Source organism: Pseudomonas sp. FW305-E2, from assembly GCF_058782925.1.
Genome location: NZ_JBYSYE010000011.1, coordinates 12,101 through 27,150, shown reverse-complemented (window position 1 = coordinate 27,150; position 15,050 = coordinate 12,101). Strand labels below are relative to the sequence as shown.

The 15,050-nt window shown below is 63.2% G+C and carries 11 protein-coding genes; 6 read left to right on the top strand and 5 right to left on the bottom strand.

Annotation, left to right across the window (positions count from 1 at the left end; translation table 11 throughout):
* Positions 1 to 286, bottom strand: a 286-nt coding sequence (locus tag AC3WLP_RS11730) for a cysteine hydrolase family protein (RefSeq protein WP_492576157.1), incomplete at its 3' end; no start/stop codon positions are given.
* 321 nt (positions 287 to 607) lie between these two features.
* On the opposite strand from AC3WLP_RS11730, the gene AC3WLP_RS11725 reads away from it, so the two are divergent.
* Positions 608 to 2,035: a mechanosensitive ion channel family protein gene (locus AC3WLP_RS11725; protein WP_012054083.1), complete on the top strand. Its 1,428-nt coding sequence runs from the start codon at positions 608 to 610 to the stop codon at positions 2,033 to 2,035.
* A gap of 108 nt (positions 2,036 to 2,143) precedes the next feature.
* Here AC3WLP_RS11725 and amaA read toward each other — a convergent pair whose 3' ends face one another.
* Complete coding sequence (amaA, locus tag AC3WLP_RS11720) at positions 2,144 to 3,430, bottom strand: L-pipecolate oxidase (protein WP_003253548.1); 1,287 nt, start codon at positions 3,428 to 3,430, stop codon at positions 2,144 to 2,146.
* Positions 3,431 to 3,587: 157 nt separating this feature from the next.
* Entirely contained in the window at positions 3,588 to 5,078 is a 1,491-nt protein-coding gene (gene amaB / locus AC3WLP_RS11715; RefSeq protein ID WP_003253547.1) for an L-piperidine-6-carboxylate dehydrogenase, read from the bottom strand.
* Positions 5,079 to 5,213: 135 nt separating this feature from the next.
* Here amaB and AC3WLP_RS11710 point away from each other — a divergent pair, with 135 nt between their 5' ends.
* Both AC3WLP_RS11710 and hglS read left to right on the top strand, forming a co-directional pair.
* Complete coding sequence (locus AC3WLP_RS11710; protein WP_003253545.1) at positions 5,214 to 6,104, top strand: LysR family transcriptional regulator; 891 nt, start codon at positions 5,214 to 5,216, stop codon at positions 6,102 to 6,104.
* 203 nt (positions 6,105 to 6,307) lie between these two features.
* A complete protein-coding gene (gene hglS / locus AC3WLP_RS11705) occupies positions 6,308 to 7,702 on the top strand; it encodes a 2-oxoadipate dioxygenase/decarboxylase HglS (protein WP_004575228.1) in 1,395 nt (464 codons plus the stop codon).
* A gap of 52 nt (positions 7,703 to 7,754) precedes the next feature.
* Here hglS and AC3WLP_RS11700 read toward each other — a convergent pair whose 3' ends face one another.
* Entirely contained in the window at positions 7,755 to 8,681 is a 927-nt protein-coding gene (locus tag AC3WLP_RS11700) for a LysR substrate-binding domain-containing protein (RefSeq protein WP_012054085.1), read from the bottom strand.
* A 157-nt stretch (positions 8,682 to 8,838) separates the two neighbouring features.
* On the opposite strand from AC3WLP_RS11700, the gene AC3WLP_RS11695 reads away from it, so the two are divergent.
* Positions 8,839 to 10,227 carry a NorM family multidrug efflux MATE transporter gene (locus AC3WLP_RS11695; protein WP_088512610.1) on the top strand — a complete coding sequence of 463 codons (1,389 nt, stop codon included), beginning with the start codon at positions 8,839 to 8,841 and terminating at the stop codon, positions 10,225 to 10,227.
* A 183-nt stretch (positions 10,228 to 10,410) separates the two neighbouring features.
* Here the strand turns inward: AC3WLP_RS11695 and AC3WLP_RS11690 are convergent, their stop codons facing one another.
* Positions 10,411 to 12,078 (bottom strand): putative bifunctional diguanylate cyclase/phosphodiesterase, encoded by a 1,668-nt coding sequence (locus AC3WLP_RS11690; RefSeq protein WP_088512612.1) that lies wholly within the window; start codon positions 12,076 to 12,078, stop codon positions 10,411 to 10,413.
* A 297-nt stretch (positions 12,079 to 12,375) separates the two neighbouring features.
* Here AC3WLP_RS11690 and rep point away from each other — a divergent pair, with 297 nt between their 5' ends.
* Both rep and AC3WLP_RS11680 read left to right on the top strand, forming a co-directional pair.
* The gene (rep, locus tag AC3WLP_RS11685; protein WP_003253537.1) at positions 12,376 to 14,385 is read left to right on the top strand and encodes a DNA helicase Rep; all 2,010 of its coding nucleotides are present in this window, start codon (positions 12,376 to 12,378) and stop codon (positions 14,383 to 14,385) included.
* Between the two features lie 64 nt (positions 14,386 to 14,449).
* The gene (locus AC3WLP_RS11680; RefSeq protein WP_003253535.1) at positions 14,450 to 15,022 is read left to right on the top strand and encodes a xanthine phosphoribosyltransferase; all 573 of its coding nucleotides are present in this window, start codon (positions 14,450 to 14,452) and stop codon (positions 15,020 to 15,022) included.
* Positions 15,023 to 15,050: the final 28 nt, after the last annotated feature.

The following is a 15,050-nucleotide window of genomic DNA, read 5'->3' as shown; positions in this document are numbered from 1 at the left end:
CCTCGTTGTCCCAGGCGTTGATCTGGCCAGGGCGGGCAATGTACGGGGCGTCCGGGAACAGGGCTTTCAGTTCTGGCACCAGTGGGCCGTTGGGGCCTTGCTCGAAGCTGGTGGTGAGTATGGTCGGCAGGTTGAAGAACTTGGCCAGGTCGGCCAGGGCCAGCACGTTGTTCTTGAACGCGTCCGGCTCGATGTCGCGGACCAGGGACAGCAGGCCAGCCTGGTGATCGACCAGCAGTACGGCGGCGTCGTCTTTGTTCAGGCGGTTGTATTTGAAGTGGGTCATGGGGGTAGCTCCTAAGGGTTTTGATATTCAGTAAGTTGGGTGTTTCGCGTTGATGGGAGAAGATTAAAACCATCACCTTTGGAGCGGTAGATAGCGGTTTTTGCCTTTAGCGTTCTGTTTTAGGAACGATAGATTGGCGTTGGTTTTGCTGGCCTCTTCGCGGGCTCGCCCGCTCCCACAGGGATCGCACAAGGTTCAAAACCAGCGCTTTACCTGTGGGAGCGGGCAAGCCCGCGAAGGGGCCAGCACAGGCTTGCATTGCCTGCCCGGCAAACCTGCTCTATTACTACCCACAGCCCTCCCCTCACCCCCGAGACCACCATGCTGGCGTTCATCCAGTCGTCCCCGTTGTTGCTCGGTTGCGCCCTGATCCTGCTCGACCTCGTGCTTTGGCAACTGATCCCCATTCAGCGTCATGCCTGGCGCATCAGCGCGCGCCTGGTGATCTTCCTGCTGTTCAGCGCGGTGCTGATGGCCGCCGGCATGAGCCCGCTGCAACCACCGCCGTGGCCCGACGATCTCTCGCGCAACCTGATGGCCACGGTATTGGCCATCGGCTGGTGGCTGTTCGGTGCGCGCACGGTGACCGTGGTGTTCGGCCTGTTGCTGGTGGCCCGTGGCAGCCATGGCGGGCGCTTGCTGCAGGATGTGCTGGGGGCGTTGATCTTCCTCGCCGCCGTGGTCGCGGCCGCAGGCTACGTGCTGCAACTGCCGGTGAAGGGCCTGCTGGCCACCTCCGGGGTAATGGCCATCGTCATCGGCCTGGCGCTGCAGAGCACACTGGCTGACGTCTTCAGCGGCATCGTGCTGAACACCACGCGGCCCTATCAGATTGGCGACTCAATCTCCATCGACGGCACCGAAGGCAAGGTCCTGGACATCGACTGGCGCGCCACGCGCCTGCTGACCGGTACCGGCAGCCTGGCGGTAATCCCCAACTCGGTGGCGGCCAAGGCGCGGCTGCTCAACCACAGTCGCCCGGCCGATGTGCATGGGGTATCGATCAGCGTGGTGGTCCCGGCCAAGGTGCGGCCAAAGCGTGTGTTCGATGCGCTGGAAAAAGCCTTGCAGGGCGTCAGTGCCATCCTTGCGACCCCGAAGCCGAAGGTGACGGTAAAGGCCTCGACTCTGGAGTCGGTGGAGTACGAGGCCAGCGGCTTCGTGGCCGATGCGGGCACCAAGGGCGATGCACGTAACCAGTTGTTCGACCTGGCGCACCGGCATCTGGAGGCCAGCGGGGTGATGTGGAACGTCGACCTGGCTGTGCCGCCGCGCAGTCGCCAGCGCGAGGTGCTGGATGAGGTTCGAGTGTTCCGCTCGCTAAGTGATGAAGAGCGCGATGCGTTGAGCCAGCGCATGACTGCAGTCGAGTACCTGGCGGACCAGGTGATCCTGGGGGTGGGCGAGCATTCCGATCATCTGCTGGTGATTGGCAGCGGTGTGGTATCGGCCTCGGTGCGCGACGGAGACAAGCGGCTGGAGGCCGGGCGCATGGGGCCGGGAGAGGTGCTGGGGATCGAGGGGATCATCGACGACGAAGATTCGCTGGCCGAATTCCGCACGCTGACCAGTTGCGTGCTGTACCGGATCGACAAGGAACAGGTGAAGAGCTGTTTGCAGCAGCGTGGCGAAGTGCAGACGGCGTTGAGCAAATTGCAGCGGTTCCGGCGGCAGAGCCGGGAGTCGTTGTTGCTGCAGAAGCCGGCCCTGATCAAGAAAGGTGGCTTCCTCAGCTGGCTGCACAAGTAAGCCTGTGCTGGCCTCTTCGCGGGTAAACCCGCGCCTACAGGTTCACCACAGCCCTCTCAGGCGGTGAACAATTTGTAGGAGCGGGTTTACCCGCGAATAGGCCAGTACTTACAACACAACCCTCAGGCACTGCCCCGCGTGGTACAGCGAGAAGCCGGACTCATAGAACGCCGTCCGCAGCGAAGGCGCGCTCACACCGCTCATCGGCGAAAACGGAATCGGCAGGCTGTCCGCCTCGCCCTTGAGCAGGAACTCGGCAAACGCCCGGCCAATCACGGTGCCGGTGGTATTACCGCGCCCGTTGTACCCGGTCACCGCCACCAACCCAGGCGCCGGCTCGAACAGGCGCATCAGGTGGTCAGGCGTGAAGTCGATGCAGCCGGTCCAGTGCATTTCCCACTCGACCTTGCCCAGCTCGGGGTAGTAATGGCCCTGGATGCGGTCGGCCCAGCTGCGCACGAACCAGGCTGGCTTGTTGTCGACCCGGCCCAGGCTGCCGAGCAGCAGGCGGCCCTGATCGTCGCGGCGGATGCTGCTGAGCACGGTGCGGGTGTCCCACGAACCTTGGCCATGTGGCAGCACCTTGTCGGCTGCGGTGCCCTGCAGCGGTTTGGAGGCTACCTGATAGTAATAACCGCGGAAGAACTGCTTCTGCAGGTTGCTCCAGTCACCTTCGGTGTAGGCGCCGGTGGAAATCACCACCTTTTCGGCGCGCACAGCGCCACGCGCAGTCTTCACCCGCCAGCCATCACCTTCACGCTCCAGGCCTTCGACCGAAGACTGCTGGAAAATCTTGCCGCCCAGGCGCGTTACAGCAGCCGCCAGGCCCTGGGTGTAGCCCATGGGGTTGATGGTGCCAGCACGGCGATCAAGCAGCGCAGCGGAAATCTTGTCGGTACCGCAGTATTCCTGGCACTGGGCACCGGTCAGCAGCTCGACGTCGGCACCTCGGCGGCGCCATTGTTCGTGACGCGCTTCGAGGTCGGCGATACCGGTGGCGTTGTGCGCCATGTGCAGCGTGCCTTTGTGCTGGGCCTGGCAGTCGATGCCGAGGCGTTCGATCATGGCGAACACTTCAGCCGGGGCTTCGCCAAGCACCTTGTTCAGGCGGCTACCCTGCTTCTGGCCAAGGGTGGCCTCGACGTCGTCGGGGCGGATCCAGGTACCGGCGTTGACCAGGCCGACGTTGCGCCCGGAGCCACCGTGGCCGATCTTCCAGGCCTCCAGCACGATCACCGACTTGCCCTGTTCGAGCAGGTGGATGGCCGCCGACAGGCCGGTAATGCCGCCGCCGATCACACAGACATCGGCCTTGTGCTCACCGGCCAGGGCCTGGGCGGCGACGGTCGGTTTGCTGACGTGTTCCCACAAGCATTGTTGACGCAGTTCGGACATGGCCGGCTCCAGCAATTTGTTCTTGTTGGGGCCGCAGGGCGGCCCTTTCGCGGGTAAACCCGCTCCTACAGGGGTCGGTGTCGCTTGGACGAACCCTGTAGGAGCGGGTCTACCCGCGAACCGGGGGCCAGGCCCCCGGCCATGCAGCATCAATACATCAGTCGAACACGATACCCTGCGCCAGCGGCAGCTCGCGCGAGTAGTTCACGGTATTGGTCTGGCGACGCATGTAGCCTTTCCAGGCATCCGAGCCCGACTCACGGCCACCGCCGGTTTCCTTCTCGCCACCAAACGCACCGCCAATCTCGGCGCCGCTGGTACCGATGTTGACGTTGGCGATGCCGCAGTCGCTGCCCGAGGCGCTCTGGAAGCGCTCGGCTTCACGGATGTCGGTGGTGAAAATGCACGACGACAGGCCTTGTGGCACTTCGTTGTTCAGGCGCAGGGCCTCCTCGAAGTCGTCGTAGGCCAGCACGTACAGGATCGGTGCGAAGGTTTCGTGGCGCACCACGTCACTTTGCGCCGGCATTTCAGCAATAGCTGGCGAAACGTAGTAGGCGTTCGGGTACTGGTCGGCCAGCTGACGCTCGCCACCAAATACCTGGCCACCTTCGTCACGGGCCTTGGCCAGTGCACCCTGCATGGCGTCGAACGACTGCTTGTCGATCAGCGGGCCGACCAGGTTGTCTTTACGTGGGTCGCCGATACGCACTTTGCCGTAGGCGGCTTTGACGCGGGCAACCACTTCGTCCTTGATCGAGCGGTGCACGATCAGGCGGCGCAGGGTGGTGCAACGCTGGCCGGCAGTGCCGACAGCCGAGAACAGGATGCCGCGCACGGCCAGGTCCAGGTCGGCGCTCGGGGCCAGGATCATGGCGTTGTTGCCGCCCAGTTCCAGGATGCTGCGGCCGAAGCGGGCAGCAACGCGTGGGCCGACTTCGCGACCCATGCGGGTGCTGCCGGTGGCGCTGACCAGCGGTACGCGCGGGTCGTCGACCATGGCTTCGCCAGCTTCACGGCCGCCGATCACCAGTTGTGCCAAGCCAGCCGGAGCATCGCCGAAGGCTTTCAGGGCTTTTTCGAACAACGCCTGGCAGGCCAGGGCGGTCAGCGGAGTCTTCTCGGACGGTTTCCATACCACCGAGTTGCCGGCCACCAGGGCCAGGGCGGTGTTCCAGGCCCACACGGCAACCGGGAAGTTGAAGGCGCTGATCACGCCGACCACTCCCAGCGGGTGCCAGGTTTCACGCATGTGGTGGCCCGGGCGCTCGGAAGCGATGGTCAGGCCGTACAGCTGGCGCGACAGGCCAACGGCGAAGTCGCAGATGTCGATCATTTCCTGCACTTCGCCCAGGCCTTCCTGGGTGATCTTGCCGGCTTCGATCGAGACCAGCTCGCCGAGGTCGGCCTTGTGCTCACGCAGCACTTCGCCGAACAGGCGCACCAGTTCGCCACGGCGCGGAGCCGGCACACTGCGCCAGGCTTCGAAGGCGCTCTGGGCCTGATCGATGCGGGCGATGGTCTCGGCCTTGCCGAGCAGTTTCACCGAGGCGATCTGGCTGCCGTCGATCGGCGTGTGAACAGGGTAGTCGCCCTGGGTGTAAGCCTCGGCGGCAACGCCAAGGCGCTCGAGCAATCCAGCAACCATTTGTGCATCTCCTACATCGGTGATGGGGTGGAAAAATGATGTGGATCAGTATTAATCCGATCACATAGGTACAACAAACGACCTTTATTCCGCATATCATTCCGTCAGGTAATGATTTGAGCCGCAGAGACCGCTATGTCAAAACGCCTGGTACCCTCCATGACCGCCCTGCAGTGCTTTGAAGCTGCAGCCCGCCATCTGAGTTTTACCCGTGCCGCCGAAGAACTGCACCTGACCCAGAGCGCGGTCAGCAAGCAGGTGGCGCAGCTGGAAGACATGCTGCGCCACCACCTGTTCCTGCGCATCCGCCGGCGGTTGCAGCTGACCCCGGCCGGCAGCCTGTACCTGGCCGAGGTCAACAAAATCCTCACCCAGGTGGACATGTCCAGCCGCTACGTACTCACCTACGGCGAGCAGACCGAGATATTGAAGGTAGCCACTCAACCGAGTTTTGGCGTGCGCTGGTTGATCCCGCACCTCAAGGGGTTTGGCAAACGGCACAGCAATATCCACCTGGACATTCGCAACGAAATGGAGCCGTTCGCCCTGCTGCAAGGCTCGGCTGACGTGGTGTTCTTCTATGGCCAGGGCACCTGGCCGGGGGCCACTTGCGTGGAGTTGTTTCGCGAAGAGGTGGTGCCGGTGTGTGCGCCAGAGCTGCTGGCCGGGCGCAAGCTGGCCGGTGCCGAGGAGCTGGCCGAGCTGGTGCTGCTGCAAAGCACCTCGCGCCCGGAGGCCTGGCATGAGTGGTTCCTGGAGCAGGACCTGCAGAGCGTCAGCGCCTACCACGGGCCGCGCTTCGATACGTTCTATATGGCGTTGAGCGCAGCACAGGCCGGGTGCGGGGTAGCGCTGGTGCCGCGCTACCTGGCGGCGAAGGAACTGGCCGACGGTAGCCTGGTGGTGCCGTGGAACCATGCGATGCGCAGTGCCGGGGCGCACTATCTGGCGTACGCTGAACATGCGGCGGAGGTGCCCAAGGTGCGGGCGCTGGTGGAGTGGATCCACGAACAGCTTCAGGCTTGAGGGCCTCTTCGCGGCTAAAGCCGCTCCTACGGGGCCCTGCGCAAGACCCCAACCTTGCACGGTCCCTGTAGGAGCGGCTTTAGCCGCGAAAGGGCCGTCGAGGTCGATCAAAAAAGGAATGACACACTCACTTTTTTTCGCTTGTGAGCAAAGTGCATTCCCAGCTTTCATGTAAGCGTCCGAACCCAACCAGGAAGCTAGCGATGCCCGCCAACGATTTCGTCAGCCCAGACAGCATCCGCGCGCAGTTCTCTGCCGCCATGTCGCTCATGTACAAACAGGAAGTGCCGCTGTACGGCACGCTGCTGGAGCTGGTGAGCGAAATCAACCAGCAGGTCATGGCCCAGCAACCCGAAGTGGCCGAGGCCCTGCGCTGGACCGGCGAAATCGAGCGCCTGGACCAGGAACGTCACGGCGCCATCCGCGTCGGCACCGCCGAAGAACTGGCCACCATCGCCCGCCTGTTCGCTGTCATGGGCATGCAGCCGGTCGGCTACTATGACCTCAGCTCCGCTGGCGTACCGGTGCATTCCACTGCCTTCCGCGCGGTGCACGAGCAATCGCTGCATGTCAGCCCGTTCCGTGTGTTCACCTCGCTGCTGCGCCTGGAGCTGATCGACAACCCGCAGTTGCGCGAGCTGGCACAGAGCATCCTGGCCAAGCGCCAGATCTTCACCTCCCGCGCCCTCGAACTGATCGCCCAGTGTGAGCGCGAGGGTGGCCTTGACGCCGCGGATGCAGAGACGTTCGTGCAGGAGGCGCTGCACACCTTCCGCTGGCACCAGGACGCTACCGTTACGGCCGAGCAGTACCAGCAGCTGCACGACCAACACCGCCTGATCGCCGATGTGGTGGCCTTCAAGGGCCCGCACATCAACCACCTGACCCCGCGTACCCTGGATATCGATGCAATCCAGCTCGGCATGCCTGCCAAGGGCATCCCGCCGAAGGCCGTGGTTGAAGGCCCGCCCACCCGCCGCCACCCGATCCTGCTGCGCCAGACCAGTTTCAAGGCCCTGCAGGAAACGGTCGCCTTCCGCGACCAGCAAGGCCGCGAAGGCAGCCACACCGCGCGCTTTGGCGAAATCGAGCAACGCGGCGCGGCGCTGACGCCGAAAGGTCGCCAGCTTTACGACAAGTTGCTCGACGCTACCCGCGCTGCGCTGGGTGGCGCTCCGGCCGAAGCCAATGCCGAGCGTTACATGGCGCTGCTGCAGGCAAACTTTGCCGAATTCCCGGATGACCTGGCGCAGATGCGTGAACAGGGCTTGGCGTACTTCCGCTACTTCGCCACCGAGAAAGGCCTGGCCGCACGCGACCAGGAAGGCCGCCCGACCACCCTGCAAGGCTTGATCGACGCGGGCCACGTGCACTTCGAGGCGCTGGTGTACGAGGACTTCCTGCCGGTGAGTGCGGCGGGGATCTTCCAGTCCAACCTGGGTGACGATGCGCAGGCCGAATACGGCAGCAACGCCAACCGCGAAGCGTTCGAAGCGGCGCTGGGGTTGCAGGTACAGGATGAGCTGGCGCTGTATGCGCAAAGCGAGCGCCGGTCGCTGCAGGCCTGCGCACAGGCGTTGAACCTGGGCTCGATGTAAATTTGCACCGGCCTCTTCGCGGGCGAGCCCGCTAAGAGGCCGGTGCAGGTGATCAAAGAGGCGGCAGGATTTCCACATCCGGCAAATCCATTGCCGCCACCTCGCCTTCCAGGAACGCACTCAACCGCCGCAACCGCTCGCCGCCTCGCCGGGTGCGCGGCCACACCAGGTAGTAATCCATGCCGCTGGGCACCGCCGTCGGCCATGGCAGGCTCAAGCGCTTCTGCGCCACATCTTCGGCCACCATCAGCAAATCGCCCATGGATATTCCATAGCCACGCGCCGCGGCAATCATGCCCAGCTCCAGGGTATCGAACACCTGGCCGCCCTTGAGCGACACCTCGTCGCCAAGCCCCATACGCTCCAGCCATTCCCGCCAGTCACGCTTGTCCACCGTAGGGTGCAGCAGCTCGATAGAGGCCAGCCTACGTACATCCCAAGGTTCCTCGTCGAGCAGGTCCGGCGCACCGACCGGGATCAGTAACTCAGGGAACAGCTTGCGCACCTCCCACTCCGCCGGGAACACCCCATCACTGAGCAACACCGCGCAATCGAACGGCTCCTGGTTGAAGTCCACATGGTCGACATCCATCCAGGCACTGGTCAGTTGCACCTCATTGCCCGGCTGCAGGTGGCGAAAGCGGCTGAGGCACGCCAGCAACCAGCGCATGGTCAGGGTCGAGGGGGCTTTCATGCGCAATATGTCGTCTTCACCGCACAAGGTTTCACAGGCCCGCTCAAACGCCGCGAAGCCCTCGCGCACGCCCGGCAGCAGTACCCGCCCCGCTTCGGTAAGTTGCAGGCTGCGGCCACTGCGCACGAACAGGCGGCAGGCAAAATGCTCCTCCAGCGTACGGATATGCCGGCTGATGGCGCTTTGGGTGATAGAAAGCTCTTCGCCCGCACGGGTGAAGGAGCTTAGCCGCGCGGCAGCTTCGAATGCGCGCAGGGCATACAGCGGTGGTAGCTGGCGTGGCATGAGGCACCTGCAATATGGGCGTGTGAGGCAAATCACCGAGAAGCCTATATACATGAGTTCAACTCATGCCAACTATCGCTTTTATCCTTTTGTGCAAAGTTGACCGAAGCCTCAGAATCGCCCTTCGTTGATCACCTCAGAATGAAGGACTGCCCCCATGCACGTCGCGCCCACCACAGAACTCAAGGCTTTGCTGCGCCTGGCCGGGCCGCTGATTGCCTCGCAGTTGGCGCACATGCTGATGGTGCTGACCGACACCCTGATGATGGCCCGCATCAGCCCCCAGGCCTTGGCGGGGGGTGGCCTGGGGGCAGCCAGCTATTCGTTCGTATCGATCTTCTGCCTGGGCGTGATCGCCGCAGTCGGCACGCTGGTGGCCATTCGCAAGGGTGCCAACGACATCGAGGGCGCCACCCGGCTGGCGCAGAACGGCCTGTGGCTGGCCTGGGCCTTGGCGCTGTTCGCCGCGCTGGTGCTGTGGAACCTTGAACCTGTGCTGCTGCTGTTCGGGCAGAAGCCCGAGAACGTGGCCTCGGCCGCCGAATTTCTCACCCTGCTGCCACTGGCCCTGCCCGGCTATCTGACCTTCATGGCCTTGCGTGGCTTCACCAGCGCGCTGGGCCGCTCGACCCCGGTGATGGTCATCAGTTTGTTCGGCACAGTGCTCAACTACCTGTTCAACGTGGCACTGATCGAAGGCATGTTCGGCCTGCCCAAGCTGGGCCTGATGGGTATCGGCCTGGTCACTGCAGTGGTGTCGATGGGCATGGCCGCTGCCTTGGCGTTGTATATCCGCTGGCATTCGGCCTATGCCGCCTACCCGCTGCGCAAGGGCCTGTCACGCCCATCACTGGCGGCCCTGCGCGAGCTGTGGCGGCTGGGCCTGCCGATTGGCGGTACCTACATGGTGGAAGTGGGCCTGTTCGCCTTCGCCGCGCTGTGCATGGGCGTGCTGGGTAGCACCGAGTTGGCGGCGCACCAGATTGCCCTGCAGATCGTGTCCACGGCATTCATGGTGCCGACGGGCTTGTCCTATGCGGTGACCATGCGCGTCGGCCTGTACTACGGCGCTGGCAACCTGCTGGCGGCGCGCAGCGCCGGGCGGGTGGGCATCGGGTTCGGGGCCATGATCATGTTTGCCTTCGCCGCCCTGTTCCTGCTGCTGCCCGAAGCACTGGTAGGGCTGTTCATCGACCGTAATGACCCGGCCTTTGCCGCGATCTTCCAGGTGGCCGTGCAGTTGTTGATGGTGGCGGCGTGGTTCGAACTGTTCGACGGCATGCAGACGATTGCCATGGGCTCGATCCGTGGGCTGAAAGATGCCAAGACCACCTTCCTGATCGGGCTGGTGTGCTATTGGCTGGTGGGGGCGCCGAGTGCCTGGCTGTTCACCTTTACGCTGGGCGGTGGTGCAGTAGGGATCTGGTGGGGGCTGGCGCTGGGGCTGGCATGTGCGGCGGTGGCGCTGACCTTTGGCTTTGAGTGGCGGATGAAGCGGTTGTTGGGGAAGGCTTGGGCTACCGGAAAGGCGACGGCTTCGGCCTGACGTGGGGGCCTCTTCGCGGGTAAACCCGCTCCTACAACGGCCTGTGTCCAACGCCGGTGTGTGTGTCCACCGCAGATCAGTGTGTAGGAGCGGGTTTACCCGCGAATACGGTGGTGGCGGCAACGGTGAACGTCTGGTGGAGATTGGCCAGCAGGCCCGGCCCATTCGCGGGTAAACCCGCTCCTACAGGACAGCCTCCAACTGGCGTCCGGGCGCCTGCAGCAAATACGCCATCAATTCCCCTATCGGTAGCGGTTTGCTGACCAGGAAACCCTGCACCTGGTCGCAACCAAACCCACGCAGCAACGCCAGTTGCTCTTCACTCTCCACTCCCTCGGCCACCACCTCGAGGTTGAGGTTGTGCGCCAGGTTGATCATGGCGTGTACCAGCTTGCGGTTCTCTTCGCGCATTTCCATTCCCGCAACAAAGCTGCGGTCCACCTTGAGCAAGGTGATCGGCAGGCTGTTGAGGTGCACGAACGAAGAAAACCCGGTGCCGAAATCATCGAGCGAGAAGCGCACACCCAGGCGACCCAGCGCGTCCATGGTCTGGCGCACCACCTCGTTGCGGCGCATCACCGCCGTCTCGGTCAGCTCGAACTCAAGCCAGCGGGCATCCACACCGTGCTCGAGGATCAGGCGACTCAACGTGGCCAGTAGCTGGCTGTCCTGGAATTGGCGAAAACTCAGGTTGACCGCCATGTGCAGCGGCTCCAGGCCACGCTCGCACAATGCCTGCATGTCACGCAGGGCACGGGAAATAACCCAATAACCCAAGGGCACGATCAGGCCGCTCTGCTCGGCCAGTGGCACGAACTCACTGGGTGGCAGCAGCCCGCGCTCGGCATGGCGCCAGCGCACCAGCGCCTCCAGGCCAACAATGCGCCCGTCAGCCAGGTTCAGGCGGGGCTGATAGTGCAGCTCCAGTTCGTCGCGGCGCAGGGCGCGGCGCAACTCGCTTTCCAGGTCAGCAAGGCTGCGGGCGTTGCGGTTGATGCGTTCGTTGAACACATGGAAGGTGCAGCCCTGGCTGCCCTTGGCCTGACGCATGGCGATGTGCGCGTGCCACATCAGCGGATCGGCGCCACTTTGCGCGCGAGCATGTGCAAGGCCCAGGCTGCAGCCCAGCAGCAGGCTCTCACCGTCGATCCAGTAGGGCTCTGCCAAGGCCTCGACGATGCGTTCGGCAATCCATTCGGCGCGGTTGGCATCGCGACGGGTGTCGATCAGCAGGGCGAACTCGTCGCTACCCAGACGTGCAAGCTGGTCGCCCGCCTCCAGCTGATGCTTCAGCCGTGCCACCACCTGCAGGATCAACCGGTCACCGCTCTGGTGGCCCAGGGCGTCGTTGACGTGGCGGAAGTTGTCCAGGTCCAGGTGGCCAAGCGCGACACCACGGCCTTCGTTTTCGGCCAGGCGTGCATTAAGCAAAGCCTGGAAGCCCTGGCGGTTGGCGATGCCGGTCAGCGGGTCCTGCTCGGCAAGGCGCTGCAAGGTGGCGACCAGCACCCCTCGCTCTCGCACATGGCGCAGTGAGCGGCGCAGGGTATCGGCGTTGAGCTGGTCGCGCACCAGCCAGTCACTGACAGCGCTGGGCGCTGCCTCAGGCTCGTGTTCAAGCAGCAGAATAGTCGGCAGCTCGCAACGCCCGGGGGCGGGCTGCAAGGCGGGTGTTGCTAGCACGACGGCCTGGCGATCATGGCTGAACAGGCTGTCGACCGCCTCCCAGTTTGGCGCAGTCAGTAACACGGCGCTGCCCCCCAGTGCGGGCATGCACGCGTGCAACGAGGCAGCCCATTCCGGCTCATCGGCCAACAGCAGCAAACGCAAAGGTTCGACAGGCGTGGACAAGCGGGCTCCTTAGGGCTTGACGGTGCAACGAGATCTGGAGGGGATGCTACTGCATTCAATGAAAATGATTTTCACTTTTATACATGGTTTTTTCGAGCGTAGCATTCCGACGTATTTTGTCGTGCATCCTGCGCGAAACGAGTCAAACCGGCAAATATGATTTTTTCAGCTACTAGCATTAGTGACACTAATAATTAGGCGGACAAAAGTCTGACTCAGACGTCAGACGGTCGCGCCACAACGGCCCCATGCCTGTTAGAATGCGCGGCTATTTTCTGGCGACCCCCGGTTTCTAGCATGTCCCGACTCAATCCCCGGCAGCAGGAAGCCCGTGACTATGTCGGCGGCCCTCTTTTGGTGCTCGCCGGTGCAGGTTCGGGCAAGACCAGCGTAATCACGCGCAAGATTGCCCACCTCATCCAGAACTGCGGCATCCGCGCCCAGTACATCGTGGCGATGACCTTCACCAACAAGGCCGCGCGCGAGATGAAGGAGCGGGTCGCCACCTTGCTGCGCCCGGGGGAAGGCCGTGGCCTGACCGTGTGTACGTTCCACAACCTAGGCCTGAACATCATCCGCAAGGAACACGAGCGCCTGGGCTACAAACCGGGTTTCTCGATCTTCGACGAGTCCGACATCAAGGCGTTGCTGTCGGACATCATGCAAAAGGAATACTCCGGCGACGACGGCATCGACGAGATCAAGAACATGATCGGTGCCTGGAAGAACGACCTGGTCCTGCCGCCAGAAGCCCTGGAAAAGGCGCGCAACCCGCGCGAGCAAACCGCCGCCATCGTCTACACCCACTATCAGCGCACGCTCAAGGCGTTCAACGCGGTGGACTTCGACGACCTGATCCTGCAGCCGGTCAAGCTGTTCCAGGAGCACCCCGAGGTGCTGGAGCGCTGGCAGAACCGCGTGCGTTACCTGCTGGTGGACGAATACCAGGACACCAACGCCAGCCAGTACCTGCTGGTAAAAATGCTGATCGGCATGCGCAACCAGTTCACCGTGGTGGGCGACGACGACCAGTCGATCTACGCCTGGCGTGGTGCACGCCCCGAGAACCTGATGCTGCTCAAGGAGGACTACCCCTCCCTGAAGATCGTCATGCTCGAGCAGAACTACCGCTCCACCAGCCGCATCCTGCGCTGCGCCAACGTGTTGATCGCCAACAATCCGCATGCGTTCGAAAAGCAGCTGTGGAGCGAAATGGGCGTGGGCGACGAGATCCGCGTGATCCGCTGCAAGAACGAGGAAGCCGAGGCCGAACGCGTGGCCATGGAAATCCTCACCTTGCACCTGCGCACCAACCGCCCGTACAGCGACTTTGCCATCCTTTACCGCGGCAACTACCAGGCCAAGCTGATCGAACTGAAGCTGCAGCACCACCAGGTGCCGTATCGCCTGTCGGGCGGTAACAGCTTCTTCGGCCGCCAGGAGGTCAAGGACCTGATGGCCTACCTGCGCCTGCTGGTGAACCCGGACGATGACAACGCCTATCTGCGGGTAATCAACGTGCCGCGCCGCGAGATCGGCTCCACCACCCTGGAAAAGCTCGGCAACTACGCCACCGAGCGCGGCATTTCGATGTACGCCGCCAGCGAAGAGCTGGGCCTGGGCGAGCACCTGGACGCGCGCTACACCGAGCGCTTGCAGCGTTTCAAGCACTGGCTGGACGGGGTGCGCCACAAGGTTGCCCTGGAAGACCCGATTGCCGCACTGCACGAGATGATCCGCGACATCGACTACGAAAACTGGATCCGCCAGCAGACCGCCAGCGACAAAGCTGCCGAGTTCCGCATCAGCAACGTCTGGTTCCTGGTCGAAGCGCTGAAGAACACCCTCGAGAAGGACGAAGAGGGTGACATGACCATCGAGGACGCCATCGGCAAGCTGGTGCTGCGCGACATGCTCGAGCGCCAGCAGGAAGAAGAAGAGAACGCCGAAGGTGTGCAGATGATGACCCTGCATGCCTCAAAGGGCCTGGAATTCCCCTACGTGTTCATCATGGGCATGGAAGAGGAAATCCTCCCGCACCGCTCCAGCATCGAGGCCGACACCATCGAAGAGGAACGCCGCCTGGCCTACGTGGGCATCACCCGCGCGCGCCAGACCCTGGCCTTCACCTTCGCTGCCAAGCGCAAACAGTACGGTGAAATCATCGACTGCACGCCCAGCCGGTTCCTCGACGAACTGCCGCCGGACGACCTGGCCTGGGAGGGCCTCGACGATGCACCGGTCGAGGTGAAGGCCGCTCGCGGCAACAACGCCCTGGCCGATATCCGGGCAATGCTCAAACGCTGATCAACCATTACTCTTTAACTTTGCCGCCTCCAGCGGCAACCTTTGTTACATCGAGGAAATCACAGTGGAAGCACTGCATCAGAAGATTCGCGAAGAAGGCATCGTGCTTTCCGATCAGGTTCTCAAAGTCGACGCGTTTCTCAACCACCAGATCGATCCGGCGCTGATGCAGCTGATCGGTGACGAGTTTGCCCGCCTGTTCGCCGATGCCGGCGTGACCAAGATCGTCACCATCGAAGCCTCGGGCATTGCCCCAGCGGTGATGACCGGTCTGAAACTGGGTGTGCCGGTCATCTTCGCTCGCAAGCACCAGTCGCTGACCCTGACCGAAAACCTGCTGACCGCCTCGGTGTATTCCTTCACCAAGCAGACCGAGAACACCGTGGCCATTTCGCCGCGTCACCTCAACAGCAGCGACCGCGTGCTGGTGATCGATGACTTCCTGGCCAACGGCAAAGCCTCGCAGGCGTTGATCTCGATCATCAAGCAGGCAGGTGCCACCGTGGCGGGCCTGGGTATCGTGATCGAGAAGTCGTTCCAGGGTGGCCGTGCCGAGCTGGACAGCCAGGGTTACCGCGTTGAATCGCTGGCCCGGGTGAAGTCGCTGGAAGGCGGTGTGGTCAGCTTCATCGAATAAGGCCTCACCGTCCCGGTGTAGGAGCGGG

Bases quoted from the DNA above. Each gene is read 5' to 3' on its own strand.
- AC3WLP_RS11725 (WP_012054083.1), top strand. From the start codon at position 608: ATGCTGGCGTTCATCCAGTCGTCCCCGTTGTTGCTCGGTTGCGCCCTG.
- AC3WLP_RS11700 (WP_012054085.1), bottom strand. From the start codon at position 8,681: ATGCCACGCCAGCTACCACCGCTGTATGCCCTGCGCGCATTCGAAGCT.
- amaA (WP_003253548.1), bottom strand. From the start codon at position 3,430: ATGTCCGAACTGCGTCAACAATGCTTGTGGGAACACGTCAGCAAACCG.
- AC3WLP_RS11695 (WP_088512610.1), top strand. From the start codon at position 8,839: ATGCACGTCGCGCCCACCACAGAACTCAAGGCTTTGCTGCGCCTGGCC.
- AC3WLP_RS11710 (WP_003253545.1), top strand. From the start codon at position 5,214: ATGTCAAAACGCCTGGTACCCTCCATGACCGCCCTGCAGTGCTTTGAA.
- amaB (WP_003253547.1), bottom strand. From the start codon at position 5,078: ATGGTTGCTGGATTGCTCGAGCGCCTTGGCGTTGCCGCCGAGGCTTAC.
- hglS (WP_004575228.1), top strand. From the start codon at position 6,308: ATGCCCGCCAACGATTTCGTCAGCCCAGACAGCATCCGCGCGCAGTTC.
- rep (WP_003253537.1), top strand. From the start codon at position 12,376: ATGTCCCGACTCAATCCCCGGCAGCAGGAAGCCCGTGACTATGTCGGC.